Annotated in this window: 26 protein-coding genes and 1 pseudogene; 9 read left to right on the top strand and 18 right to left on the bottom strand. The window is 63.7% G+C overall.

The annotated features are described in order from the left end of the window. Positions 1-4: 4 nt before the first annotated feature. The gene (locus AC5FRW_RS05525) at positions 5-1,129 is read left to right on the top strand and encodes a PfkB family carbohydrate kinase (RefSeq protein WP_493567435.1); all 1,125 of its coding nucleotides are present in this window, start codon (positions 5-7) and stop codon (positions 1,127-1,129) included. Positions 1,130-1,135: 6 nt separating this feature from the next. Here the strand turns inward: AC5FRW_RS05525 and pfkB are convergent, their stop codons facing one another. The 13 genes and pseudogenes from pfkB to AC5FRW_RS05460 all read right to left on the bottom strand — a co-directional run. After that, positions 1,136-2,044: a 1-phosphofructokinase gene (gene pfkB, locus AC5FRW_RS05520; protein WP_493567434.1), complete on the bottom strand. Its 909-nt coding sequence runs from the start codon at positions 2,042-2,044 to the stop codon at positions 1,136-1,138. Next, complete coding sequence (gene glpR, locus AC5FRW_RS05515; protein ID WP_493567433.1) at positions 2,041-2,805, bottom strand: HTH-type transcriptional regulator GlpR; 765 nt, start codon at positions 2,803-2,805, stop codon at positions 2,041-2,043. Before glpR ends, pfkB begins: the two co-directional genes overlap by 4 nt. A 90-nt stretch (positions 2,806-2,895) precedes the next feature. After that, complete coding sequence (locus tag AC5FRW_RS05510; RefSeq protein WP_493567432.1) at positions 2,896-3,876, bottom strand: isocitrate/isopropylmalate family dehydrogenase; 981 nt, start codon at positions 3,874-3,876, stop codon at positions 2,896-2,898. A gap of 87 nt (positions 3,877-3,963) precedes the next feature. Continuing rightward, positions 3,964-4,605 carry a hypothetical protein gene (locus AC5FRW_RS05505; RefSeq protein WP_493567431.1) on the bottom strand — a complete coding sequence of 214 codons (642 nt, stop codon included), beginning with the start codon at positions 4,603-4,605 and terminating at the stop codon, positions 3,964-3,966. 102 nt (positions 4,606-4,707) lie between these two features. Beyond that, positions 4,708-5,343, bottom strand: a complete 636-nt coding sequence (gene leuD / locus AC5FRW_RS05500) for a 3-isopropylmalate dehydratase small subunit (protein ID WP_493567430.1) — start codon at positions 5,341-5,343, stop codon at positions 4,708-4,710. A 148-nt stretch (positions 5,344-5,491) separates the two neighbouring features. After that, positions 5,492-6,913 carry a 3-isopropylmalate dehydratase large subunit gene (leuC, locus tag AC5FRW_RS05495; protein ID WP_493567429.1) on the bottom strand — a complete coding sequence of 474 codons (1,422 nt, stop codon included), beginning with the start codon at positions 6,911-6,913 and terminating at the stop codon, positions 5,492-5,494. A 130-nt stretch (positions 6,914-7,043) separates the two neighbouring features. After that, the gene (locus AC5FRW_RS05490) at positions 7,044-7,262 is read right to left on the bottom strand and encodes a DUF7989 family protein (protein WP_493567428.1); all 219 of its coding nucleotides are present in this window, start codon (positions 7,260-7,262) and stop codon (positions 7,044-7,046) included. Between the two features lies 1 nt (position 7,263). Then, positions 7,264-8,295, bottom strand: a complete 1,032-nt coding sequence (ilvC, locus tag AC5FRW_RS05485; RefSeq protein WP_493567427.1) for a ketol-acid reductoisomerase — start codon at positions 8,293-8,295, stop codon at positions 7,264-7,266. Next, positions 8,288-8,875, bottom strand: a complete 588-nt coding sequence (gene ilvN / locus AC5FRW_RS05480; protein ID WP_493567426.1) for an acetolactate synthase small subunit — start codon at positions 8,873-8,875, stop codon at positions 8,288-8,290. The genes ilvC and ilvN overlap by 8 nt, the downstream gene beginning before the upstream one ends. Positions 8,876-8,883: 8 nt before the next feature. Further along, positions 8,884-10,644, bottom strand: a complete 1,761-nt coding sequence (gene ilvB / locus AC5FRW_RS05475; protein ID WP_493567425.1) for a biosynthetic-type acetolactate synthase large subunit — start codon at positions 10,642-10,644, stop codon at positions 8,884-8,886. 352 nt (positions 10,645-10,996) lie between these two features. Next, positions 10,997-12,181, bottom strand: a complete 1,185-nt coding sequence (locus AC5FRW_RS05470; protein ID WP_493567821.1) for a LeuA family protein — start codon at positions 12,179-12,181, stop codon at positions 10,997-10,999. A 253-nt stretch (positions 12,182-12,434) separates the two neighbouring features. Further along, on the bottom strand, positions 12,435-12,680 hold the full coding sequence (locus tag AC5FRW_RS05465; protein ID WP_493567424.1) for a hypothetical protein: 246 nt from the start codon (positions 12,678-12,680) through the stop codon (positions 12,435-12,437). Positions 12,681-12,794: 114 nt separating this feature from the next. After that, positions 12,795-12,911 (bottom strand): annotated as a pseudogene (locus tag AC5FRW_RS05460) (transposase); the annotation flags it as partial. A 289-nt stretch (positions 12,912-13,200) separates the two neighbouring features. Between AC5FRW_RS05460 and AC5FRW_RS05455 the strand changes: the two are divergent. Further along, the gene (locus tag AC5FRW_RS05455) at positions 13,201-13,503 is read left to right on the top strand and encodes a DUF5779 family protein (protein ID WP_493567423.1); all 303 of its coding nucleotides are present in this window, start codon (positions 13,201-13,203) and stop codon (positions 13,501-13,503) included. Here AC5FRW_RS05455 and AC5FRW_RS05450 read toward each other — a convergent pair whose 3' ends face one another. Further along, a complete protein-coding gene (locus AC5FRW_RS05450) occupies positions 13,504-14,193 on the bottom strand; it encodes a VOC family protein (RefSeq protein ID WP_493567422.1) in 690 nt (229 codons plus the stop codon). Positions 14,194-14,357: 164 nt separating this feature from the next. On the opposite strand from AC5FRW_RS05450, the gene AC5FRW_RS05445 reads away from it, so the two are divergent. The 3 genes from AC5FRW_RS05445 (at position 14,358) to AC5FRW_RS05435 (ending at position 16,539) form a co-directional block, all read left to right on the top strand. Beyond that, the gene (locus AC5FRW_RS05445; protein ID WP_493567421.1) at positions 14,358-15,302 is read left to right on the top strand and encodes a mannonate dehydratase; all 945 of its coding nucleotides are present in this window, start codon (positions 14,358-14,360) and stop codon (positions 15,300-15,302) included. Between the two features lie 67 nt (positions 15,303-15,369). Continuing rightward, on the top strand, positions 15,370-16,050 hold the full coding sequence (locus AC5FRW_RS05440) for a hypothetical protein (RefSeq protein ID WP_493567420.1): 681 nt from the start codon (positions 15,370-15,372) through the stop codon (positions 16,048-16,050). 78 nt (positions 16,051-16,128) lie between these two features. Continuing rightward, positions 16,129-16,539, top strand: coding sequence for a JAB/MPN domain protein-containing protein (locus tag AC5FRW_RS05435; protein ID WP_493567419.1), 411 nt, complete (start codon positions 16,129-16,131; stop codon positions 16,537-16,539). Here the strand turns inward: AC5FRW_RS05435 and AC5FRW_RS05430 are convergent, their stop codons facing one another. The 3 genes from AC5FRW_RS05430 to AC5FRW_RS05420 form a co-directional block, all read right to left on the bottom strand. Beyond that, the gene (locus AC5FRW_RS05430) at positions 16,540-16,749 is read right to left on the bottom strand and encodes a ribbon-helix-helix domain-containing protein (RefSeq protein WP_493567418.1); all 210 of its coding nucleotides are present in this window, start codon (positions 16,747-16,749) and stop codon (positions 16,540-16,542) included. A 45-nt stretch (positions 16,750-16,794) separates the two neighbouring features. Beyond that, positions 16,795-16,986, bottom strand: a complete 192-nt coding sequence (locus AC5FRW_RS05425) for a hypothetical protein (RefSeq protein ID WP_493567417.1) — start codon at positions 16,984-16,986, stop codon at positions 16,795-16,797. A 135-nt stretch (positions 16,987-17,121) separates the two neighbouring features. Next, on the bottom strand, positions 17,122-18,297 hold the full coding sequence (locus tag AC5FRW_RS05420) for a M24 family metallopeptidase (RefSeq protein ID WP_493567416.1): 1,176 nt from the start codon (positions 18,295-18,297) through the stop codon (positions 17,122-17,124). Positions 18,298-18,402: 105 nt separating this feature from the next. Here AC5FRW_RS05420 and aroA point away from each other — a divergent pair, with 105 nt between their 5' ends. From aroA to AC5FRW_RS05405, 3 genes are all read left to right on the top strand, one after another. Continuing rightward, a complete protein-coding gene (aroA, locus tag AC5FRW_RS05415; RefSeq protein ID WP_493567415.1) occupies positions 18,403-19,695 on the top strand; it encodes a 3-phosphoshikimate 1-carboxyvinyltransferase in 1,293 nt (430 codons plus the stop codon). 67 nt (positions 19,696-19,762) lie between these two features. After that, on the top strand, positions 19,763-20,755 hold the full coding sequence (locus tag AC5FRW_RS05410; protein ID WP_493567414.1) for a transposase: 993 nt from the start codon (positions 19,763-19,765) through the stop codon (positions 20,753-20,755). Positions 20,756-20,881: 126 nt separating this feature from the next. Continuing rightward, on the top strand, positions 20,882-21,424 hold the full coding sequence (locus tag AC5FRW_RS05405) for a hypothetical protein (RefSeq protein WP_493567413.1): 543 nt from the start codon (positions 20,882-20,884) through the stop codon (positions 21,422-21,424). A gap of 351 nt (positions 21,425-21,775) precedes the next feature. On the opposite strand, the gene AC5FRW_RS05400 is transcribed toward AC5FRW_RS05405, so the two are convergent. Further along, positions 21,776-22,786, bottom strand: coding sequence for a hypothetical protein (locus AC5FRW_RS05400; protein ID WP_493567412.1), 1,011 nt, complete (start codon positions 22,784-22,786; stop codon positions 21,776-21,778). Positions 22,787-23,316: 530 nt separating this feature from the next. On the opposite strand from AC5FRW_RS05400, the gene aroC reads away from it, so the two are divergent. Continuing rightward, positions 23,317-24,564 (top strand): chorismate synthase, encoded by a 1,248-nt coding sequence (gene aroC / locus AC5FRW_RS05395; protein WP_493567411.1) that lies wholly within the window; start codon positions 23,317-23,319, stop codon positions 24,562-24,564.

The raw sequence follows: 24,564 nt of genomic DNA, 5'->3' as shown, positions 1-24,564 counted from the left end.
GCACATGGATTCTTCCGACGACGCGACGGCCGCCGCAGTCGCGACGGCTCAGTCACAGCTTCCGGCGGTCCCACCCGCCGGACGGGTCGTCTTCGGCTTCGATGGCTACGTCGACCGGGTCCGCGAGGTCGTCGCGGACCGCCACGACCCGGAGCACTACGACCGACTCGACACACTCGCTGGCTTCGGCGACCGCGTCCAGACCTCCGTCGACGCCGACAGCTCCCTGTCTGTCGAGTGGCTGCAACGTGGCACCCGCACCGGCGGGCACACCAGCCACCTCGCGCGCGCCTTCGGTCACTGGGGCTTCGATCCGGTGCTGATCGGGATGTACGGCGATCCAGTGCTCGACGTGTTCGCCGACGAGTTCGCCGACTACGACCTGCACACGCTCGGCGAACCGGGCTACACCGACGCCGTCGAGTTCGACGACGGCAAACTCATGCTCATCGAGAACGGCGACACGATGACGCTGGACTGGGCGACGCTCACCGAGCGGATCGGCCGCGAACGCCTCCGCTCGTCGATCGACGGCGCGGCACTGCTTGGTACGGGCTACTGGGCAGAGACACCGGACCTGCCGGACGTGCTCGATGGCATCGCCGGTCTCTGGGGCGATCTCGACGACCCACCGGAGACAGTGCTGGTCGACCCCGGTGACGTGCGAAAGCTCGACGAAGCGCGCTTACACAGCGGCGAGGACGCCATCGGTCGCCTCGCCGACCGGACCCGCGTCGTGGTCTCTGCCAACCGCGCCGAGACGCAGGTCCTCGCCGCGACCTACGGCGACGACGACCGCGCCGACGCGCCGCTGGAAACACAGGCAAGAACAGTCTTCGAGGCGCTCGACGCCACCCTGTTCGTCGCCCACGGCGTCGACCGCTCGCTGGTCGTCACCGACGACGAGACGACGAGCGTCGCCGTCCCCGCAGTCGAGGACCCCGAACTGACCACCAGCGCCGGTGATCACTTCAACGCCGGTCTGGCGCTGGCACTCGTCGCCGGCGTCGACCCCGCCGGGGCGGTCGTCGTCGGCAACGCCGTCGCTGGCTCGTTCGTGCGCCACGGCGACCCGCCGGCCTACGAGATGGTCCGTGCGTTCGTCGACACGTACGAATCGAAGTTCTGAGAGCGGCTACAGCCGCCGGGTCGCGACGGCCCCACGTTCCTCGAACACCTCATCGAGATCCGGCACGCCGGTGCCCGCCTGCGCGACCACTCGGGACGCGACGGCGACACCGGTCACCAGTGCGAGTTCGTCGTCCTCACCGCGTTCGAGCGCCGCAAGGAGCCCCGAGAGCAAGGCGTCGCCGGCCCCGACCGTGTCGACGACGTCGACGACGAGCGGTTCAGCGTGGACGGCTCCGTCCGGTCCGACGAGGATTGCTCCGTCCGCGCCGAGGGAGGCGACGACCCGTTCGAATCCCCGTCGGCAGAGTCGTTCCGCGGCCGCGACGCAGTCTTCGACGGTCTCGACCGCGTCCCCGGTCGCAGCGGCGAGTTCCTCGCGATTGGGCTTGCACAGTGCGTAGGAACCATCGAGCGACTGAAGCAGGTCGCCGCCCACGTCGACGGTCGTCTGCCACGGTCCCGCGGCGGCGATCCGATCGATGGCGTCGGTGTCGAGTCCCGGCGGGAGGCTCCCACCGACGAGGACGTGTTCGGGATCGTGTGCCGCGATGCGGTCGAGCAGGTCGTCGACGGCCGACCCGTCGACGGTAGGACCGGACTGATTGAGTTTGTACTCCGTGCCGTCGGCCAGCGCGGTCGTGTTGAGCCGTGTCGGCGCGTCGGTCTCGACGAAGGCCGTCTCGATTCCGGCGGCCGCCAACTGCTCGGTGATGAACTGTCCGGTGAAGCCCCCGAGCAAGCCGGTCGCGACCGTTTCCGTGTCGAGTGCAGTCAGGAACTGCGAGACGTTGATACCCTTGCCCCCGGCGTCGAATCGTGTGTCGGTCGCTCGGTTGACCGTCGCCGACGCCAGCGGGTCGTCGAACGTCATCGTCTGGTCGACCGCGGGATTGTAGGTGACAGTCAGGATCACGACTCTGCCTCCACCACAGTGACACCGGCATCGGTCAGCGCATCGGCGAGTACCCCTTTCGGGGTCGCTTCGGTGACGAGCGTGTCGATGTCGTCGAGGGCGGCGAAGGTGACGAACGACTGCTCGTCGAACTTCGAGCCGTCGGCGACGAGCACGACGCGACCGGCGTGGTCGACCAGTCGGGATTTGACGGCTGCTTCGGCTTCGTTGGGCGTCGTCAGGCCGGTCTCGGCGTCCAGTCCGTTCGTCCCGATGAAAAGCAAGTCGACGTGGTGACTGTCGAGGAAGGATTCGGCTGTCGGGCCGACGAGCGCCCGCGTCGTCGGGCGGAGCGTCCCGCCGGTGACCGTCACCTCGATGCCCTTCTCCAGCAGGGTAGTCGCCAGATCCGGCATGTTCGTCACCGCCTCGAAGCGGGCGTCGCCGGGCACTGCGCGGGCCACCGCCATCGTCGTCGTGCCAGCGTCGAACGAGACGACACCGGCGTCGTCGAGCAGTTCGACGGCGCGGCCGGCGATGGCCTCTTTTTCGGGCAGTCGATCGACTTCGCGCTGGCCGTAGGATCGCTCACGGCCGACTGACGCCGCCGGGACCGCCCCGCCGTGGGATCGCTCGATCCGGCCGCTGTCTTCGAGTTCCTGCAGGTCACGCCGGATCGTCGCCTTCGAGAAGTCCAGTTCGGACGAGAGATCGGCGACCGAACAGCCGTCACGCTCGGTGACGAGTTCGACGATCCGTCGCTTGCGCTCGGCTGGCAGCATTTGACGGAGGTTCGTCACCGGCCGACTTACTACTTTCTATCGTTGCTGTTCGTTTCTGCGCGAAACTGGGGACGAAGTCGCTCGGCCGCTTCAGAGTCGGTCGACGACGGCCGCGGTGACTTCCTCGGTCGAGGCGGAGCCACCCAGGTCCGGTGTCGTCGGCCCGTCTTCGAGGGTCCCCTCGACGGCCGCTCGGACACGGTCGCCCTCGTCGTCGTAGCCCAGATGATCGAGCAGCATCGCGGCCGAGAGGATCATCGCAGCGGGGTTGGCGACGCCCTTACCCGCGATGTCGGGCGCGGAGCCGTGGACCGGTTCGAACAGCGCGTTGTCCTCGCCGACGTTGGCGCTGGGCAGGAGACCGAGACCACCGACGAGTCCAGCGGCGAGATCAGAGAGCATGTCACCGGCGAGGTTCGGACAGATGACGACGCCGTAGTCCTCGGGATGCATGACGAGGTGCATCGCGAGCGCGTCCATCAGCGCGGTGTCGTAGTCGGCACCGCGGTCCTCGCCGACAGCTTCGGCTCTGTCGAGGAACAGGCCGTCGGTCTCACGCATGACGTTGGCCTTGTGTGCGATGGTCACGTCGTCGTAGCCGTTGTCTTTCGCGTAGTCGAAGCCGAACTGTGCGATCTTCTCGGAGGCCTCCTCCGTGATGACGCGAGTGCAGGTGGTGACGCCGTCCGTGATCTGGCTCTCGATGCCTTTGTAGACGCCCTCGGTGTTCTCGCGGATGAACACGAGATCGGTGTCTGGCTGGACCGCATCGAGCGCGGGATAGGCGACCGCGGGGCGGACGTTGGCAAAGGAACCGACGACCTGCCGGAGCGGGAGGATCACGTCCGCAGCGGTCTCGCCCGCTGCACCGAACAGGGTCGCGTCGGCGTCGGCGGCGATCTCGCGGGTCGCCTCGGGCAGCGCTTCGCCCGTTTCCGCTTTCACTGCGTCGCCGGCCTCGGCTTCGACGAACTCGAAGTCGATAGAAAGCGCTTCCAGTACCTCGACGGCCGCGGGTGTGACCTCCTGTCCGATCCCGTCGCCGGGGATGACGGCAATCTCGTGAGTCATGCCAGATTGTCTCGCGGCGGCCGAAAAGAGGGTTCCGATAGCTGATCGTGTCGGAAGACTGCCATCGGCGACGCCGAGAGCGGTGGGTCATCGGCCGCGAGCGTACGTGACTGCGATGGTGTGCTCGACGAACAGCGCGAGCACGAGCACGGCGAGACCGACGGCGGCAGTGTCGACGCCGGCGAGTGAGACACCCGGCAGTCGGTCCAGCAGGACCGCCGGATTCCAGACGAGGACCAGCCAGATCGTCGCCCCGACCGACTTGATGACACTGAAGCCGATCGTGCCCAGATCGAGGAGCGACGAGAACGGGCTATCACCCCGAAGGGCGTTGTCCTCGATAGTGTGCTGGGGCATGAGCGAGACGGCGAAGACGGTCGCGGCCAGCACGAACCCGCCCGGGGCCGTGGCCTCGGCTGCGGTCGTCAGCCAAATCATCCACAGAACCGCTTCGGAGAGGCTGAAGCCGACGGTCGTCCAGATCGGGGTCGAGAGATGCAGTCCGTTGATCGTCACGTCGGTCAGCAGGTGTTCGATCACCAGTCCGACGACGAGGACGCCCAGTCCCACGGCCGCGGTCAGCGACGTGCTCGCCACACCGTCCACGATCGAGAGCCAGATGCCGAGGGCAGCGGTCTCGATACCGGTAAAGGCCAGAATCAACAGCACGCGACCGGTCATTACCAGTCCAGACACCGCGGTCCGGTCACCGTGGTCGAACGTCGCCATATCGGAGTGAGTGACCGCTCACGGTTCGTTAGTCACCCTGTACTAATTACGACCGATGATACGGACCGAGCGCAGACGGGAGTAGAAAACGCAGTGACTCGATCAGTCGGACTGACCGGTCGATCGCGTCCCGTCGACGTAGGGCAGCGAGTCGGCCGTCTCGGCGATGGCGTTCTCGTTGGACTTCATCAGTGCCGTCGTGTCCCAGATACCCTCGACGAGGGCCTGTCGCTGGGCGTTGTCGACGTTGACGCCGATCTCGTTGCCGCCGTAGGTGACCGTTTCGGCCTCGACATCGACTTCGATCTCGCCGTCGGGGTTGTCGTCGACCCACTGCTGGAGGGCGTTGATCGTCTCGTGGTCCGCCGTCACGGTCGGGATCCCGAGCGCCAGACAGTTACCGGCGAAAATCTCGGCGAAGCCCTCGCCGATGATGGCGTCGATGCCCCAGCGCATCAGGGCCTGTGGGGCGTGCTCGCGAGAGGAGCCACAGCCGAAGTTGTTGTTGACGACGAGGACGTTCGCACCCTCGAAGCGCTCCTCGTTGAACGGGTGGTCCTTCTGATTGTCGTCGTCGTCGAAGCGCAGGTCGAAGAAGGCGAACTCGCCCAGGCCGTCGAAGGTGACGACCTTCATGAACCGCGCCGGGATGATCTGGTCGGTGTCGATGTCGTTGCCCCGGATCGGGACGCCCGTGCCTTCGACGTAGTCGACCGCTGGAATCTCCTCGGTCGTCATGCGGCCACCTCCGTCGCTTCGCTCGGAGTGGACCGCATGGCGAGCTCACCGGTATCTTCTCGCGGGCTGTGCCCGCTCGAATGGTCCGAGGGACGGAGTCCCTCGCTAACACCGGTTCGCCATCCCGAGACGCATAGCGTCTCGCGGCTCATGCAGTGGTCACCTCCTCCAGTTCGCGCACGTCAGAGACCTCCCCGTTGATGGCCGCCGCAGCGACCATCTGGGGGTTCATCAGGACCGTGCGGCCGTCCTTGCTCCCCTGACGGCCGACGAAGTTCCGGTTCGACGAGGACGCACTCGCTTCGTCGCCCTCTAGCTGGTCTTCGTTCATGCCCAGACACATCGAACAGCCGGCGTTGCGCCAGTCGAAGCCTGCGTCCTCGAAAATGTCCTTCAGGCCTTCCTCCTCGGCGGCTTCCTGCACGCGCTGGCTGCCGGGGACGACCATCGCACGCACGTCGTCGTCGACCTGCCGGCCCTCGACGATGCTTGCGGCCCGTCGCAGGTCCGGCAGGCGCGCATTGGTACACGAGCCGAGGAAGGCAACGTCGATCTCGTAGCCGTTCATCGTCTCGCCGGGCGTGACGCGCATGTGCTCCTGTGCGCGCCGAGCGGTGTCGACCTTGTCGTCGGCGAGGTCTTCCGGTGCCGGGATCGGATCGTCGATACCGACGCCCTGTCCGGGCGTGGTCCCCCACGTGACGACGGGGTCAAGTTCGCTCGCGTCGATGTGGACCACGTCGTCGTACTCGGCGTCGTCGTCGGACTGGATCGACTTCCAGTACGGCTTGAGTTCCTCGAACTTCTCGGGGTTCTCCTGGAAGTAGTCGGTCCCTTCGAGCCACTCGAAGGTGGTCTCGTCGGGATTGACGTAGCCCGCGCGAGCGCCACCCTCGATGGACATGTTACAGATCGACATCCGACCTTCCATATCGAGGTTCTCGATGGCCTCGCCGGCGTACTCGTAGACGTAGCCGACGCCGCCCTCGGTTCCCAGCCGGCGGATGATCTCGAGGATGATGTCCTTGGCCTCGACGCCCTCGCCGAGTTCGCCGTCGACTTGGATCTTCCGGACTTTCTGCTTCTCCATCGCGATGGTCTGGGTCGCCAGCACGTCCCGAATCTGGGACGTGCCGATCCCGAATGCCAGCGCGCCAAAGGCTCCGTGGGTCGAGGTGTGGCTGTCACCACAGACGATGGTCTTGCCGGGCTGAGTGAGTCCCTGCTCCGGGCCGACGACGTGGACGATGCCCTGCTCGCCACTCGTCGGATCGAGGAACTCGATCCCCGCGTCGCGGACGTTCGCTTCCAGTTCCGACATCATGTTCTCGGCCGCGTCGTCCCCGTACGGCCGGTCCTGATTGGCCGTCGGGACGATGTGGTCGACCGTCGCCAGCGTCAGGTCCGGCCGCGCGACCTCGATGTCGCGCTCGCGGAGCATCCCGAACGCCTGCGGGCTGGTGACCTCGTGGATGAGGTGCAGCCCGACGAACAGCTGATCCTGCCCGTTGGGCAGCGTCGTGACTTTGTGCCGGTCCCAGACCTTGTCGTACAGCGTTCCCTGACTCATTCGAGATACCTCCGGTAGTGAGAATGAGGTCGATAGTCACAGCCTGAGAGGGACCGTAGGTCCCTCTGGCAGCCGGCGCTGACAGCGCCGGCGACCGCACAGCGCAGCGAGCAGGAATGTCTATCGGAACTCATACTGAATCCGTCCGTCCTTCGGTCCCACGCTCGAAAGCACGTGTCGCGCCTTCACTCGGGGATTCGTGGTCGACGTCTTCCATCGTCGACGCTTCTTCGTCTTCGGCGTCGGCTGCTCCTCCATCCGCGACCACTGTCGGGCCGCGACGGAAGGCCGCGCCGAACGATTCGTTCGTGTGTGGATGCGTGTGATCCACGTCTCGCATGTTGCTCATGTCAGTCGTCTGCTGGTGCTTCGGCTTTGTCGGCGTCCTCGTCGCCGTCCCACGCGAACAGTTCGCGCAGTCGGCCGCCGACTTCCTCGATCTGGTGGTTCTGTTCGGCTGCTCGGTACTGCTTGTAGGATGGTCGGTTCGCCTGATTCTCCAGGATCCACTCGCGAGCGAACTCGCCGTTCTGGACCTCTTCGAGGACCTTCTCCATGCCCTCGCGGTTGATGACTTCCTCACCGCGGGTGAGACCGCCGTACTCGGCGGTGTCGGAGACGGAGTTCCACATCTCCATGTGGCCGCCCTCGTACATCAGATCGACGATGAGTTTGAGTTCGTTCAGACACTCGAAGTAGGCCATCTCCGGGGCGTAGCCCGCGTCGACGAGCGTCTCGAAGCCGACCTTGACCATCTCGGTGACACCGCCACAGAGGACGGCCTGCTCGCCGAACAGGTCGGTCTCGACCTCTTCCTGGAACGTCGTCTCGATGACGCCGGCACGCGCACAGCCGACAGCCTCGGAGTAGGCGAGTGCTTCGGCGCGAGCGTCGCCGGTCGCGTCCTGTTCGACGGCGATCAGGCCGGGGGTCCCTTCGCCGCGCTCGTAGGTCCGGCGCACGAGGTGGCCGGGCGATTTCGGTGCGACCATCGTCACGTCCACGTCCTCGGAGGGTTCGATCTGGCCGTAGTGGATGTTCAGGCCGTGGGCAAACTGGAGCGTGTCACCGGCTTCGAGGCCGTCCTCGATCTGGTCGTACACGTCGGGCTGGATCGTGTCGGGCACGAGCAACACGACGATGTCACCGTCTGCGGCGGCATCGGCGGGTGTCGCGACGCGCAGTCCGTCTTCCTCGGCGGCGGCGCGCGAGGACGATCCCTCACGCAGGCCGACGACGACATCGACACCGCTGTCGGCAAGGTTCTGAGCCTGTGCGTGGCCCTGACTCCCGTAGCCCAGGATCGCGACTGTCTTGTCTTCGATGTACGATTCGTCGACGTCGTCTTCGTAGTATACTTCGGTGGTAAATTCGTCAGTCATCGTTCTCCAGTGTGTCGGCCCCTCTCTCAAGTGCTGCGGTTCCAGTTCGGACCACTTCCTGCACCTCGAACTGCTCGAAGGCGTCGATGGCCGCGTCGATCTTCTGCTTGCTCCCCGTCAGTTCGACCGTCACGGAGTCGGTGGTCACGTCGACGGCCTGTCCGCCGTACATCTCGGCGACGGCGTTCACGTCGTCGGGCTTCTCGCCACTGACCTTGATCAGGGCGAGTTCGCGTCGAGTGTTGGCCTGATCGAGTTCGCGCACCGAGATCGTCGGCACGAGCTTCGCCAGCTGTTTCTTGGCTTGCTCGATGCCCGGCTGGGGTTCCTCGATGACGATGGTCATCCGTGCCACGTCACCGTCCTGCGTCGGCCCGACAGTCAGGCTCTCGATGTTGAACTGCCGGCGGCTGAAGAGGCTCGACACCTCCGAGAGGACGCCCGGCTCGTGTTTCACCAGCGCGGAGAGCACGGCCTGTCGTGGCTCGTGGGTCACTTCCGCTTCGAGGTCGATACGAATTCCCTGCGTGTTGCGCCGCCCCTGCGGACGCTTTCGCTCGTCCGGGGCCGGCCCTGGCATTCCTCCTGTCATAGCTGGTCCAGATGTCCTTCGTTGAGTGCGAACAGTCCGTTGTCGCCGCCGCTCGGAACCATCGGGTAGACGTTCTCTGCGGGGTCGATGATCGCGTCGATGACCGAGGGACCATCGTACTCGCGAGCCGCCTGGATGGTCTCCTCGACGTCGTCGTAGTCTTCGAGTCGGAATCCGCGTGCGCCGAAGGCCTCGGCGAGCTTGTCGAATTCGGGGATCCACGGGTACTCCGAGGCCATCCGTCGGCCCTCGTGGAAGGCGTCCTGCCACTGGCGGACCATCCCGACGGCCTCGTTGTTGAGGACGACGTACGTGATATCGAGGTTCTCTCGGACCGCGACCGAGAGTTCCTGCACCGTCATCAGGAACGAGCCGTCGCCGTCGAAGCAGACGACCTCCTGATCGGGTGCGGCCAGTTTCGCGCCGATGGCAGCGGGCGCGCCGTAGCCCATCGTCCCCAGTCCGTGACTGGAGACCCAGGTGCGGGGTTCGGTGTACTCCCAGAACTGGGAGGCCCACATCTGATGCTGGCCGACGCCGGTACAGACGATGGTGTCGTCGTCGGTCACGTCCGAGAACGTCTCGACGACGTGCTGGGGCTTCAGCGGCTCGTCGTCGGGCGTCTCGTAGGACATGGGATACTCCGCTTTCCACTCTTGACACTGCTCGCGCCACTCGTCGGCGTCCGGTGCCGACGGCATGGCGTCGTAGAGCTGTCGGAGCGCGGCCCGTGCGTCGCCGATCAGCGGGTAGTCCGCGTGGATGTTCTTGCTGATCTCGGCCGGGTCGATGTCGACGTGGATGATGTCCGCGTCGGGCGCGAACGTCTCGACGCCACCGGTCAGGCGGTCGTCGAAGCGCGTCCCGATCGCCAGCATGCAGTCAGTGTTGGTGATCGCCATGTTGGCGTAGCCGGTGCCGTGCATGCCGGCCCACTCCAGGGACAGTTCGTGGTCCTCCGGGAAACTGCCGATGCCGGGCATCGTGGTGACGACCGGAATCTCGTACTCGAAGGCAAAGTCACGCAAGGCGTCGCTGGCGTCGGCCTTGATGACGCCCCCACCTGCGAGGATCACCGGCTTGTCGGCAGCCGCCAGCACGTCCGCGGCCTCCTGGACGTTCTCGTCGTCTGGCTCCTCGGGCACGTCGTAGGTGTCCGGTTTCTGGGGCGCGCTCGGTTCCACGTCGGTCTCGCCCTTCGTGATGTCTTTCGGGAGGTCGACCAGCGTCGGTCCCTGGCGACCCTCGTTGGCGAGTGCCCACGCTTCGCCCACATCGTCACCGACGGTGTCGGCGTCGTCGGCGAAGTAGCTGTGCTTGGTGACTGGCTGGGTGATGCCGACGGTGTCGGTCTCCTGGAAGGCATCGTTACCCACGAAGCTCGTCGGGACCTGTCCTGTGAGCGCGATGACCGGGTCCGAGTCCATGTTAGCGTCGGCCAGCCCGGTGACCAGATTGGTCGCGCCCGGGCCGGACGTGGCAAAGCAGACGCCGGGTTCGCCCGAGACGACGCCGTACGCGTCGGCGGCGTGTGAGGCCCCCTGCTCGTGAGCCATCGTCACGTGGTTGATATCGGAGTCGTACAGCGCGTCGTAGACGGGCATGATCGCCCCGCCCTGGACGCCGAAGACGTACTCCGCGCCGGCGTTTTCGAGCGCGCGGACGACCGACTGTGCGCCCGTCGTGACGGGTGTCTGGTCTTCGTCGGCTGATTCCTCGGTCGCTTCCTCCTGCTGGACCGACGCGCGTTCGCTCATCGGTCACACCTCGCGTTCGTCTGTAATCGATACCGTGTCGTGTGTCTGTGGTCGTGCATTGCTGGAGCCTCCTGTGAATGGTGGAAAATCGGTCCGACGGTCGTGGAGAGAAGTGGTATGGGGGCTATACAGCCCCTACAATACCGTCGCGAAGAAGTACGGATGCGCGGCTGTCCACGGTTCGAACCCGGGACCGAGCCTGCGCCGTCATCACGTCGAACGTCAGTGCGCGCCAGATAATAAGGTTTCTGTGATAGATGCTGGCGAACGGCGCGGTTCTCGCGAGCCACACACCCCACAGTGAGCGATACCTGCCGCTTCCCACGTGTGCGAACCGGTCGAACGGGCATCCCTAGACCCTGACCTCCTCTTGGGCCTCGGGGACGCCGATGTCGTCGGCGAAGCGAACCAGTTCCTCCATCGTGACTCGCTTCTTCTCTGCGCCGTAGTCCTTGACGCGCCGGGTGACTTCCCGGACCTGTTCTTCGGTCGGGTCGTAGCCCGCGTCGACGAGCCGTTCTCGGACCGAGTGCTGGCCGGTGTGCTTGCCCAGCACGAGCTGGCGCTTGGCCCCGACCATTTCGGGGGTCATGACGCCCGGCTCGAAGGTGTCGGAGTTCTCGATGACGCCCGCGGCGTGGATGCCGCTCTCGTGGGAGAATGCGTTGGTGCCCACCACCGGTTTGTTCGCGGGCACGTCGATGCCCGACTTCTCCTCGATGATCGCGGAGAGTTCGGTGATGCGCGTCGTGTCGATCCCCGTATCCACGTCGTACAGGCTCTCCAGTGCCATCACGACCTCTTCGTAGGCCGCGTTACCGGCGCGCTCGCCGATACCGTTGACACTGACCTGTGCCTGTGCCGCGCCCGCCTCGTAGCCGGAGATGGCGTTTGCCGACGCCAGCCCGAAGTCGTCGTGCGTGTGCACGTCGATGCGGGCGTCGGTCTTGGAATCGACCATCTCGATGAGGTCGTAGAACCGGCGTGGCGTCGCGACGCCACAGGTGTCGGGAATGTTGATCCAGTCGGTGCCCGCCTCGGAGACGGCCTCGATCACGTCGACGAGGAAGTCCTCGTCCGTGCGCGTGGCGTCCATCGGCGAGAACATGCACTCCGCGCCGGCCTCCGTGATGCGCTCGACGGAGTCGACGGCGCTCTGCAAGGCCTCTTCGCGGGTGGCGTGCATGGAGTCCTGTAGCTGAACGTCGCTCGTCGAGACGAACGTGTGGACCAGATCCACACCGGCATCGAGGGCGGCCTCGATGTCCTTCTCGACGACGCGCGCCAGCCCACAGACTGTCACCGAACTGGCTTCGGTGATGTCCCGGACGGCCTCGAACTCCGCGTCGGAGTTGACGGGGAACCCGGCCTCGATGACGTGGGTACCCATGTCGTCCAGGATCGCTGCGATCTCGCGTTTGTCTTCGTAGCTAAACGATGTGCGTGGCGACTGTTCGCCGTCACGTAGCGTCGTGTCGAAAATGCGTGCTTCTGTAATCTCAGAAGTGGAATCCAGTGTGCCCTGGAAGAACTCGATCCGCCGGAGATTCCGACGTGCCCTCTATGTTGTTGGACATAATCACCTGAAACAGGACGCCCTGGCTATTTAAACCTGTCCATGCCCCGCACCGATGATACGTCACAGCGTCACCGCTGGCGAGGGCAAATCGGCAGTCCTCGGCGCCTTCGTGTCATGTCTTGTCACATCGCGGAAAGCGTAGGGTCAGAGGGACGACACGTCTGTCAAGCGGGGCACTGCTCACCATCTCAGGAACGTGTGTCCTCGCCCATCACGCCAGACAGTCGTCGATACCAAGGTCCCACTGGGACGAATCGACGCAGGTGTGTTCGTCGAGGGGCCGCAAGACCAGTCCGATCGGACTCAGTGTGCCGGTCGGCTTGACTTCGGCCGTCTCCGCGTCTCCCCCGTCGTCTGCGGCAACGTTTCCGGCAAAGCCAGCAGTGACCAGCGAGAGCGTGATCATGATCGAGAGGACGATACGAACGGTCGTCGCGGGCGTGGTACGCTGTTCCATACTTCATTCGTCCATCCATTCGTCTGGATATTAAACATTTCCCTGAGAGAATATGTATCCTAAATACACACGCTCGTCTGTGGTGTATGATTGAGTTCACAGCGTGTCTGTAGGCGTTCGGTCAGAACGGCAGCGAGGACAGGCCACACCGTCATGCCAGCGAGCCTGTTGCAGCAGGTCCGCTACGACCGGTTCCGGTCCAAACCTGGCAGAATTATTCGTGTCGGGCACCGCTGCCACGGTGCTCTGGTCCTCGTTGACTCCGGAGCGACTGCTCAACAGTATCAACAATTTCCTACACAAGGGTGTCGATTCAGTAGTAACTCGCGCTACAGCTCACATCAATCTGCACCAGTCTCGGCCTGGTGCTCTGGGTCACTATTCAGTGTGTGGACGCCCTGCAGAAGTCTGCCACCAAAGTACAACACTGGTGAGACCAAGAAAAGCAGGATAACTCCCGCCCCGCAGACGGGACGATTCGACAGGTGGCTTTTTTTCGGTCGGCGACCAGCTATTGCCCATGGCAGATTTCGAGGGGCTGGACCTGCAGGCAGTGGAAGACCAGATGGACGACGACGAGGACGGCACCGGCACAAACAGGATCGTTCTCGGAGTGTTGGACGGGACGACCGAACCCGAAGAGTGGCTCGACACCATCGAGAGCGGTGCCGTGCTGGTACTCGACGTCGACGGTGACCTGAACGAACTGGCCGCTGGCTTCGCTCGCGAAGTGACCGACGCTGGCGGGGAACTCATGCACTTCCGCGGGTTCCTGATCGTCACGCCGCCGGGCATCGCCATCGATACCGACCGACTGTCGTAATCACGAACGCTCGAACAGCGTGAGGTAGTGGCCGTCGGGGTCACGAAGGCGGCGCTTACCGTCGAATGATTCGACCGATAGTGCATCGTCTCGCACCCGGTCGGCGAGTGTTGCAGGGTCGTCGGCGTCGACCCCCCAGTCGACATGGACGCCGCCGCGCGCGTCGGCGAGGCCGAGCTGTGGTTCCCAGAGTTCCAGGTCGACTTCGCCGGTCGTCAGACGGACTCGACGACGTTGCTCGCCGCGGTCGACGACCTCGAAGCCCAGTCGCCGGTAGAACGTGACCGCCGGATCGAGTGACTCGACTTCGAGGACGACCTCGAACAGCCCTCTGATCCCGTCGCCGGTCTCGACGGTCTCCCCGAGTTCGACGCAGTTACCCTCGGGATCGTAGCAGTACAGCGACCGGGCGTCCCCGAACCGGTGTTCGACGAGGTCGAACTGCGCGTCGAGACGGTCGTACCACTCGTCGTAGCGCTCACGCGAGACGGACAGCGCGTAATGGGTGTGAAGTCCGCCACGCGGGACCCGACCGGGTGTACGGAGATGGAGGTCGGTATCACCGACACCGGCGACGATTTCGTCGTCGTGTTCCGCGTGTACCGGCAGGTCGAGCACCGACTCGTAGAAGGGGCGCGCCCGGTCGAGGGACTTCACTTCGAGCGCGAGAAAGCGCGGTGTCGAGAGCATACCGACGCTTCGTCAGGGAGTCCCAAAGAGATTCGTCCAGTGGGTCGTCGCGTGGTCGGGCCGGGAGACGGCCACCGTGGACGCGACCGAGAATCACCGGACAGCACCGGAACGACATCGCTCCCGGCGCAATTGCTTTATCTCCTGTCACCGAAGCTACAGCCATGGATCTCGCGCTCATGCTCCCACCCGAACCCGACCGGCGCTGGACAATCGCCCGGCAACTCGGCGTCGACACGGCTGTCGTCCGATTCTGGGGCGTCGAGGAGTGGTGGGACTACGATACGCTCGCGACGACCGCGACTCGCTTTACCGACCACGGCTTCACGCTCGACGTGGTCGAAGACCGGCCACCGATGGAGCAAACTGTGCTTGGCAAGGACGGCCGGGACGAGGAGATCGCGACAGTCAAGCGACTGCTTCGGAACATGGGTCGGGTGGGTATCGACACCTATAGCTGGGTCTGGACGGAGCACCCGCTGGGCGTCTTGCGGACTTCGGATTCGATCCCGGCGCGTGGTGATTCGCGTACCACAGGCTACGACCACGAGATCATGGAACGGGGGCCGCGACACCCCGACGCGGGAATCACCGAGGACGAACTGTGGGAGAACCTCCAGTACTTCCTCGACGAAGTCGTTCCGGTCGCCGAGGAGGCGGGCGTCCAGATGGCGCTGCATCCCGACGATCCGCCGATCTCGCCGATCCGCGGGGTGGCACGGCTGGTCACGTCCGTCGAGAACTACCGCCGGATTCTCGATCTGTACGACAGCCCGAACCACGGACTGACCTTCTGCCAGGGGAACTTCGCGGCGATGGGGGCAGACATACCGGCTGCCATCGAGGTGTTCGGCGACCGGATTCACTTCGTCCACTTCCGCGACGTCGAGGGGACGCCCGCATCGTTCGTCGAGACGTGGCACGACGACGGGCCGACGGATATGCAGGAAGCGATCGACACCTACCAGAACGTCGGCTTCGACGGACCGATCCGGCCGGACCACGTGCCCCGAATGCTCGGAGAGCAGGACCGAGACGAAGCGATGGCGGGCTACACTGACATGGGCCGGCTCTTCGCGGTCGGGTACATGCGCGGCTTGCTGGAATGACCACCAGACCAAGCAACGGCTCGTTGGAGGTATTCGGTTTTTACGTCCGCTGGACGTACGATGCACTATGCCAATGAAAGGTGCTGGCACCCCGACGGAGTGGCGCGAGATCGATCGCTGGGAGCACGGTGTCGGCTGGCTTGCCTACCCCGACGAGACGATGCAGCGAGCGAGTCACGCGTTCGAAGTCGACGGCGACGTGTGGATCGTCGATCCGGTCGACTTCGACGGTCTCGACGACCTCGTGACCGACCTCGGCACGGTCGCCGGCGTCGTCATCCTGCTCGACCGGCACAAGCGTGACGCGGCCGCCGTCGCCACCCGCCACGACGTGTCCGTCCACGTCCCACACTTCATGTCGGGTATCACCGACGACATCGACGCACCGACGGAGCGACTGGGCCGAGAACTCGCCGACACCGGCTACGGCGTCCACGAGCTTCGAAACAGCGGCTTCTGGAAGGAGGCAGCGCTGTACGGCGAGGACACCGGCACGCTGATCGTCCCCGAATCGGTCGGGACGACATCGTACTTCAGAACGAGCAGCGAGCGACTGGGCGTCCACCCGATGCTTCGGCTCATCCCACCGCGAAAGCTCGCGCGACTCGCACCCGAGCGGATTCTCGTGGGTCACGGCGCGGGCATCCACGACGACGCACCGGCGGCGCTGCAGGGGGCGATCGACAGTTCGCGCTCGAAAGCCCCGTCGCTGTACGCGAAGACAGCAAAGGAGTTCCTGCTGGGCTAAGTATCGCGGTGTCGCCGCCGTGACGTGCCGATCCCGACACGGCGACGCCGTTATGTCGATTGCTGCCAAATTCCAACCGTGATCTACGCGACGCGTGGACTGGTCGAGACGTTGCTTCGGATGGCGAGCGACGCCGAACCCGACTCCGTGACGATCGCGGTCGCCGTCACTCCGGCCGCCGAGCTACCGGAGACAGATCTAGAGCCGGAGACGCCCGTCTTCACGCACTTCTATATGCCAAGCGCCGGCAACTCGGTCAGCGCCGTCTTCGGATTCGATCTCGGGACGCCGGTCGCCCAGAGCAACGGCCTGTTCGTCTCGCACCCCTCGGGACGCCTCGACGTGACGAAAGAGGACGACCTCCACGAAGTCGTCTTCGTCGCCATCCCGCCGTGGGACGACGATGCCATCGCCGCGTTCGACCGGCGTGGGATGGAGCAGCCACTCACCGTCCTCGACGTTGAACCGCCCGAAGAAGTGCTCGAATGACTACTCGATGTACCCGAGGTCCTGCAACTGCTCGGTGATGTCCTGAAACTCCGCTTCAGTCAACTGGCCGCTGCGCTGGTGCTGGATGACGATGCTACGGAGCATGAACCGGACGAGGTCGCTCGTCGACGAGAAACTCGTCCCTTCGATCGTCTCCTCGACGCGGTCTGCCAGATCCTTCGGTATCGAGACGGTCGTGTATTCGGCCATACGCGGGCTTTGCAACGCGCTCGGATAGGTATTGCGGGGCTGTGATCAGCGCTCGCTTCGGTCCCGGCTTGCCGTCTCGAACTGGCCCATGACCGCGCGACTAGCAGGGTCGAACGTCATCGGCGCGCCACAGCGCGCTGTCCAGGATGTCGCCGGCGGAGAGTCGGTCGTCGTCTCGGTGTGGTTGTTCGGGGTGTCGTCCGTCGCTGTCGTGTGCTCAATCTGTGTTGTCGCCATAGGTGTCTCTGTGGGGTGCTGTCGTGTACTCGTCGAACGCTGCGGACGTTGTCGGTGCCGGCGAAACAGATACAAGCATGTGTATCACCCAGTAGCGACTCTATCCATAATAAAAGTTAATGATGTATTGGCAGCCTACACGATCAGTTCTTTCGGATAGTCAGTGAGGTTCTCGTAGCCGTCCTCAGTGACGACGACGAAGTCCTCGATCCGGACGCCACCGACTTCGGGGTCGTACAGCCCCGGCTCGACGGTGATGACGTGGCCCGGTTCGAGTTCGCCGCCATTGGGCGCGATACGGGGGAGTTCGTGTACGTCGAGACCGACGCCGTGGCCGGTGCTGTGGATGAATCCGGTCTCCGTCGAGTCGTCGCTTCGGAGTGTCGGCTTCCCGGCGTCCTCGTACACGTCACAGACGGCGTCGTGAACCTCGGCTCCAGTTACACCGGGTTCGATGGCGTCGAGCGCGGCAGCGTGGGCCTCGGCCGTCAGGTCGTACCAGCGCTGGACCGTCTCGGATGGCTCGCCGACGACGAACGTCCGGGTCATGTCTGCGTGGTACTTGCTCGCCTTGTCCTGCGGGAAGATGTCGACGATGATCGGCTCGCCGGCGACCAGCGGGCCGCTACCGCGGTCGTGGGGGTCAGCCGCGTCCCCGCCGCAGGCGACGATGGTATCGTCCAGCGCACAGCCGTGACGGAGCAGCGTCACTTCGATCTCCTCTTTGACGCGCTCGCTGGTGAGTCGATCTCCCTCGTAGACGAGTTGGCCCTTCGCGGCGACTCGGGCGTCGTCCAGCAGTTCCTCCGCCGCGGCCATCGCCGCCTCGTTGGCTCGCTGGGCCGTCCTGATGTGGTCGACTTCCTCGTCGGTCTTCGTCGCACGGACCTCCGTGATCACACCGTCGTCGTCCGGTTCGACAGTCACACCATGCTCGCGCAGGCCGTCGGCCGTCGACACCGGGAACCGCGGCGGCACAGCGACCGACTCCACGTCGTAGGAGTCCAGAAACTCGGCGAGGACGTGCCAGACGGCCGCCCGTGGCCCGTGTTCCTCGACTTTCTCGGCATGGTCGAAGTCGACGTAGCGTTCGACGGTCTCCGCACGGGCTTCCTTCACTGCCCGGCCGTATTCGAGACTGCGAGCGAAGAGGAGGTGCACGTCACCGTCGTAGAGCGTGAGAAACGGGTCCGGCGCGTCGAACCCCGAGAGATAGAACTGGTCGGAGTCGGTCGAGTCGGCATCGATCAGGTACCCATCGAGGTCTCGCTCGTCGAGTGACGCATCCAGATGGCTGAAATCGGGGTCCATGCTTCGCCATGCGGTTCGGTCCCTCATTAGTGCTCGGCTACGACGGCACCGCCGGCGGTCCGACGCTCCGACACTCTCTTGGTACCACCAGTCGAGCGCTGGAACATGGACGCAGAGATCAGCACATCGACGGTCGCGGGCACTGTCAAGGCCCCGCCGTCGAAAAGCTACACGCACCGGGCGATCCTCGCCGCGGGGTACGCCAGCGGTGCCATCGTACACGATCCGCTGGTCAGCGCAGACACGAAAGCGACGATGCGAGCCGTCACTGCCTACGGCGGCAGCGTCGGCCTCCGGGACGACGGCGCTGTGCTCGACGTGACTGGCTTCGACGGCCGGCCGGAGACGCCATCGGACGTGATCGACTGTGCCAACAGCGGGACGACGATGCGACTCGTCACCGGCACGGCAGCACTGCAGGGCGGCCTGACGGTGCTGACCGGCGACGACTCGCTTCGCTCGCGCCCGCAGGGGCCACTGCTCGACGCCATCGTCGAGGATCTCGGAGGGCGCGCCGAGAGTACGCGCGCGAACGGACAGGCGCCGCTGGTCGTGGGTGGCCCCGTCGAGGGCGGCGAGGTCTCGATCCCCGGAGACGTATCCTCGCAGTACATCACGTCCCTGCTGATGGCCGGGGCCGTCACCGAGGACGGCATCGGCATCCATCTCGAAACGGAACTCAAGAGCGCGCCCTACGTCGACATCACACTGGAAGTGCTCGACGACTTCGGCATCGAGGCCGAGGCGACGCCGGACGGCTTCGCCGTGGCCGGCGGTCAGTCCTACGATCCCGAGGGCGGCGAGTACCACGTCCCGGGGGACTTCTCGTCGATCTCGTATCTCCTCGCCGCGGGCGCGCTCGCCAGCGACGACGGCCTGACGATCACGTCGGCGTACCCGAGCGCACAGGGCGACACCGCCATCGTCGACATCGTCCGCGAGATGGGTGCGAGCGTCGACTGGGACCGCCAAGACGGCGAGATCGAGGTCTCGAAAGCCCCACTGTCGGGCGTCGAAGTCAGCGTCGCCGACACGCCCGACCTCCTGCCCACCATCGCGACGCTCGGTGCGGCGGCCGACGGCACTACCCGGATCGTCGACTGCGAGCACGTCCGCTACAAGGAGACCGACCGCGTCAGCGCGATGGCAGAATCCCTCACCAAGATGGGTGCGAGCGTCGAGGAAGAGCGGGACACGCTGATAATCCACGGCGGCGAGACCGAGCTACGGGGTGCGACCGTCGACGGCCGCGCCGACCACCGGATCATCATGGCCCTCTCGGTCGCCGGTCTCGTCGCAGACGGGACGACCACCGTCGAGGGAATCGAACACGTCGACGTGTCGTTCCCCGATTTCTTCGACGTGATCGAGGGTCTCGGTGCGAGCGTCGACCGGTAGCAGCATCGAGTAGAGGGTGTCATAGAACGAGTAGCACACCAAAGAGCAGGGTGAACGCTGAGGTGGAATGAGTTCAGCGACCCTGCAAGATGACCCTTCGGTAGAGATGTTCTTCAATGTCGCGGAGACCGAGACCTTAGCGTTGTTTGAGCATCTCTCATTCGAGTTTCTCGAAGAGTTCGACGTGTTCGCCCCGGCGAAGACGGGGCGAACACGAGGGCACGAGCCACCAGAGCTGATGCGTGGCTTCCTCCATTGCTACTACCACGACATCTACGGTATTCGCCCCGTTGATCGAGAGCTTCGGAACACGGTCGTTTGGCTGAGCTGTGGCTTCGATCGACCGCCGTCGAGAGACGCGGTCGGTCGCTTTCTCACCGACCTCGAACACGTCGTCGACAAGGTCTTCGACCGACTCGTCGAGCAGGCCGCCCGGCGCGGCCTGCTCGACTTGACCTACTGTATCGATTCAACTGACGTGAGGGCGATGCCCGCCGATCAAGACGCGTCGAAGTGCTACGATCCAACCGACGACGAGTACTACTACGGCTACGGTTGCACGATCGTCTCGACCGGGCAAAAGATCCCGATTGCAGCCGAGTTCACCGAGAGCAAACAAGCGCCAGAGGAGACGGCGATGCGCGTCACGCGTGACGCGCTCGCCGTCGCCAAACCGATCTGGATGGTCGGTGACAGCGCCTACGACACGCTCGACTGGCACGACCACCTGCTGGCCGCAGGGGTCGTGCCAGTCGCTCCGTACAACGCGCGAAACACCGGCGACCCGAAAGACATCGAGTACAGAGTCGAAGATCGCATCGAACAACACAGCGAGGACGTTCAGCTGAAGCAATCCACGTTGGATAAGACGGACAACCGCCGTACTGGAGTCGAACGAACCAACGAATCAGTGAAGGACTGCGGCCTCGGGCGAACGCACGCCCGAGGCCGCGTCCACGCACGAGCGCAGGTGTTTCTTGCCCTGTGCTTTCGCCTCGTCGTCGCTATCACTAACTATGAACGCGGAGACAATCCGGGAAGCACCGTGATCACGGTGTGAGAAGAGTTCTATGACACCCTCCGTGTCCTTCCAGTAAAGCGATATCACAGCCGCGACTGCCACCGTACCGGTCTTTCTCGCTCGGCATTTCGAAAATACTATCTGACAGCTAAATGTAAACTCGGTATGGGGGACAGGCTTCCAACGTCACGTCGTGCCATCCTTGCTACGTGTTTCACTGGCGCGACCGCAGGGTGTATCGGTCCACTCAGCAACGGCCCAGATTGCGCTCTAACCCTTGACAAGAAAATCGAGCATGAAGCCATTCAGAAAGTAAATATCGCCAAAACAAGTAACAATGTCCGCGAGGGTGGGAGCTGTGACCGCTGGACATCTAAGGTGTGTTTTGAAGCTGAGATCTGGTTCGACCCGAGCGTGATCAACCGGATCAAAGTAAAAACGCCTGCAGGCGAGACAATACGGGAGTGGAACCATCAAAGGGAGTCGGATCAGGTAATTGATGCGAGTGACACAGCTGGGTCTACGCAGATGGAGACAACTGCCCCCTCACCAGTGAGAACTCCCGAGGGTACAGAGATGTACAGCGAACCGATGTCTGTTTACTTCGAAGTAGCGGTGATGAGCAAAGGTGAGACCATTACCCGTGAGTTCATACTTTTCGGAGACGATGGCGAACTTGCTCGCGGGAAGTACACGTGGGCCTGCTGAAGTACGTGCGGCGAACTGGACTGTGTGGTGGTCGGATCATTTATACCTTGTCGGTCGTATTGTCGCTGCCGAACAACCGTCCAGGAATACGCAGCCGGGGAGAGTAATGCAACAGGTTGCTGACCCGGGACCGATGCGATTTCGCTCTGTTATCGACTCACCGTCGAATCGGTGTTCCGATCCCAGGCATTCACGTGAATGCACAGGCCAAGGACAGATTGATCATCGGGACAGTTCCAGCTGTCGTATATCGGTGAGTTGATGTTTGGTTTCGGTCAGAAATCCCAGCCAGGGAGAGATTCCTGGCTGTTCGGTCACTGCAATGTAGCTATTTCTGTCTGCTCGAATGTGTTAGTGGACGACTCCCTGGTTGCTGTCCAGCAGCCAGAGAGTAAGCGCCCACGAAAATGGTGCAAGGGCGCTAGCACCGAACAGGTCCGCGAGGTCTTTTGCAGCGTTCGCGATCCCGTTCATGTCCAGATCGTACGCATCAAACCTGGGACTCGGGTGAATTCCACTTGCGCTGTGGAACGTGACGGTGCTACCGTTTGCATCGATGTAGTGTGCCGTGACGACAGTCCCCGTGACTGCGGGGAAGTTCGGACATCCCCATACTGTTCCGGCCTTGTCGTCTTTATTAGCCGTGAGGTGGTCGTACCAGTCCGTGTTGAACGCGTCCGGAACCTCACAGTTGCCGGTGAATCGCTTCTGCACATCGCAGAATGGCTCGAATTTTTCGTCCCATTTTTCGCCGTCACACGCGTCTCCAGAGACGCTTTGTCTATAGTCGGAGTAACTAGACCCCCAATCAATTACATTCGTTCGTGCGAGGGGGCCACACTCCTGAGATGCCGTATGTCCATAGTAAACAGCGTCGCCGGAGGCAGGTGGTTCGTCAGAGAGGCCTTGAGTGCTCACCTGTTCGCGTTGCTGCTCGTCCGTTTCGAGGCTTACGGTGAGGTCGCCTGGACTGAGCTCGGCGGCAGACTGAGTGCTGATGGTTCCAGACGACGGATGGAGGTTCAGGGAGTAGTTTGTCTGGGACATCTCGTCGGAGTCGTCATGACCGCCGTGACTCCTCCGATCTCGTCCACCATGAGATTTCATCAGAGCTTTTTTGTCGAGTTCCAGGGTCTTGCTCACAGCACCGGACTCACCGATCCTGATCTCGGCAGTTTTCACTTCCGGTCGCTCGGCGACGCTTGCCTGAAACGTCCGCGGTTCGACGGTCTGAGCCGTGGTCTCGGAGCTGGACGCCGAGACGGTCTGGATCCCAGAGAATGAGGCCGCTGAAGCGATGCCGATATTCTTTAGGACTGATCGACGGCTAATTCCACCAAGCTTGTCATTTGGACTTGACACCCAAATTGGAGTTAGAATTGATGGTATAAATTAGTTGTGGGTTAAGTGGCTCCTGAACCGCACACGGATGAAAAAGATCCAACATTTTCAACGTCTGAACTACCTCGCCGACTCTGCATGTAGCATCAGCGTGTCATAGAATACGTCTCACGGCCTCTACTTGACGATTATACAGCCCTAAATCCGCTCTTAAGTCCGTTATTTCGCCATTCGGTATTTTATTCAACCCCTAAACTATGAATAGTGTTTGTTGAGAACTATTGTATGACAGGCTCGCATCGAGTATAGTAGCCATTGAAGATCAATGCACACCCGATCGCACGACGGAAGTGCGATCGGTGTGTAAATCGCTTCAATTGTTACTATAGCGAACAGACGGCACGACCGCCCACGCGTCGCTGTGCCGTGCTCCCGCGAGACGACGCGTGGTGTGTGGTTACGACATGAGGCGACCTGCCGGCGCCACCACTTTTCAACCTTCGTGGCACCGATTGTAACCTTGAAATGCCCCCGACCCTACCGGTCACGTAATGAACGGCAACGAGTTCGGTCGGCTGTTTCGGCTGACCACATTCGGTGAGAGCCACGGGGAAGCGATGGGCTGTACGGTGTCGGGCGTGCCGGCGGGCGTCGAACTGTCCGAAGAGGAGATCCAGAAAGACCTCGACCGGCGCAAGCCCGGCCAATCGATGATCACGACCTCGCGGGGCGAACCGGACAAAGTATCGCTCAAATCGGGCATTCAGGACGGGTACACGACGGGGACGCCGATCGGCATGGTCATCCAGAACAAGGACGCACGCTCGGGGAAGTACGAGCCGTTCATCACGGCACCCCGACCCTCGCATGGCGACTTCACGTACTCGGCGAAGTTCGGGACGCGCAACTGGGGCGGTGGCGGGCGCTCCTCGGCCCGGGAGACGGTCAACTGGGTCGCTGCCGGCGGGATCGCAAAGCAGGTGCTCGAACAGTCCGAGTACGACGTACAGATCAAGGCCCACGTCTGCCAGATCGGTGACGTGGTCGCCGACGACGTGACGTGGGAGGAGATGCTCGAACACAGCGAGGACAACGAGGTTCGCTGTGGCGACCCCGAGAAGGCCGAGGAGATGCGCGATCTGGCCGACAAGTACCAGAAGGAGGGCGACTCCATCGGCGGAGCGATCTACTTCGAGTGTCGTGGCGTCCCGCGCGGTCTCGGTGCGCCGCGGTTCGATTCGATGCCCGCCCGACTCGGGCAGGCGATGTACTCGATCCCAGCGGTGACGGACTTCGAACTCGGGATCGGACGTGACGCGCGGACGGCGACCGGGTCGGAGTACACGGAAGACTGGGAGTTCGACGATAGCGAGGCGACAGCCTCGGACAACGCGAGCGGCGACGAGCCGCGAGCGAGAGGCGACCCGGTCCCGGTCGGCAACGACCACGGCGGTCTGCAGGGCGGGATCACGACCGGCGATCCGATCTACGGCGAAGTGTCGTGGCACGCACCCGTCTCCTTCCCGAAGACCCAGAAGACGGTCGACTGGGAGACCGGCGATGCCAAGGAGATCACGGTGACGGGGCGTCACGACCCCGTGTTACCACCGCGAGCGGTGCCGGTCGTCGAGGCGATGCTTTACTGCACCGTGCTCGACTTCATGCTCCTCGGTGGCCGGATCAACCCCGACCGTCTGGACGGCCGACCGGGCGAGTACGACACGGAGTATCATCCGTCCAGCCCGCAAAACGACCCCGAGGACGCCGACACCCACGCAAAGACCGTCGACGAGGACTAA

This window comes from Halomicrobium sp. HArcht3-1, from assembly GCF_058933345.1.
The sequence above is the reverse complement of the archived record's forward strand: the minus strand, read 5'-3'. Positions and strand labels throughout refer to the sequence as shown.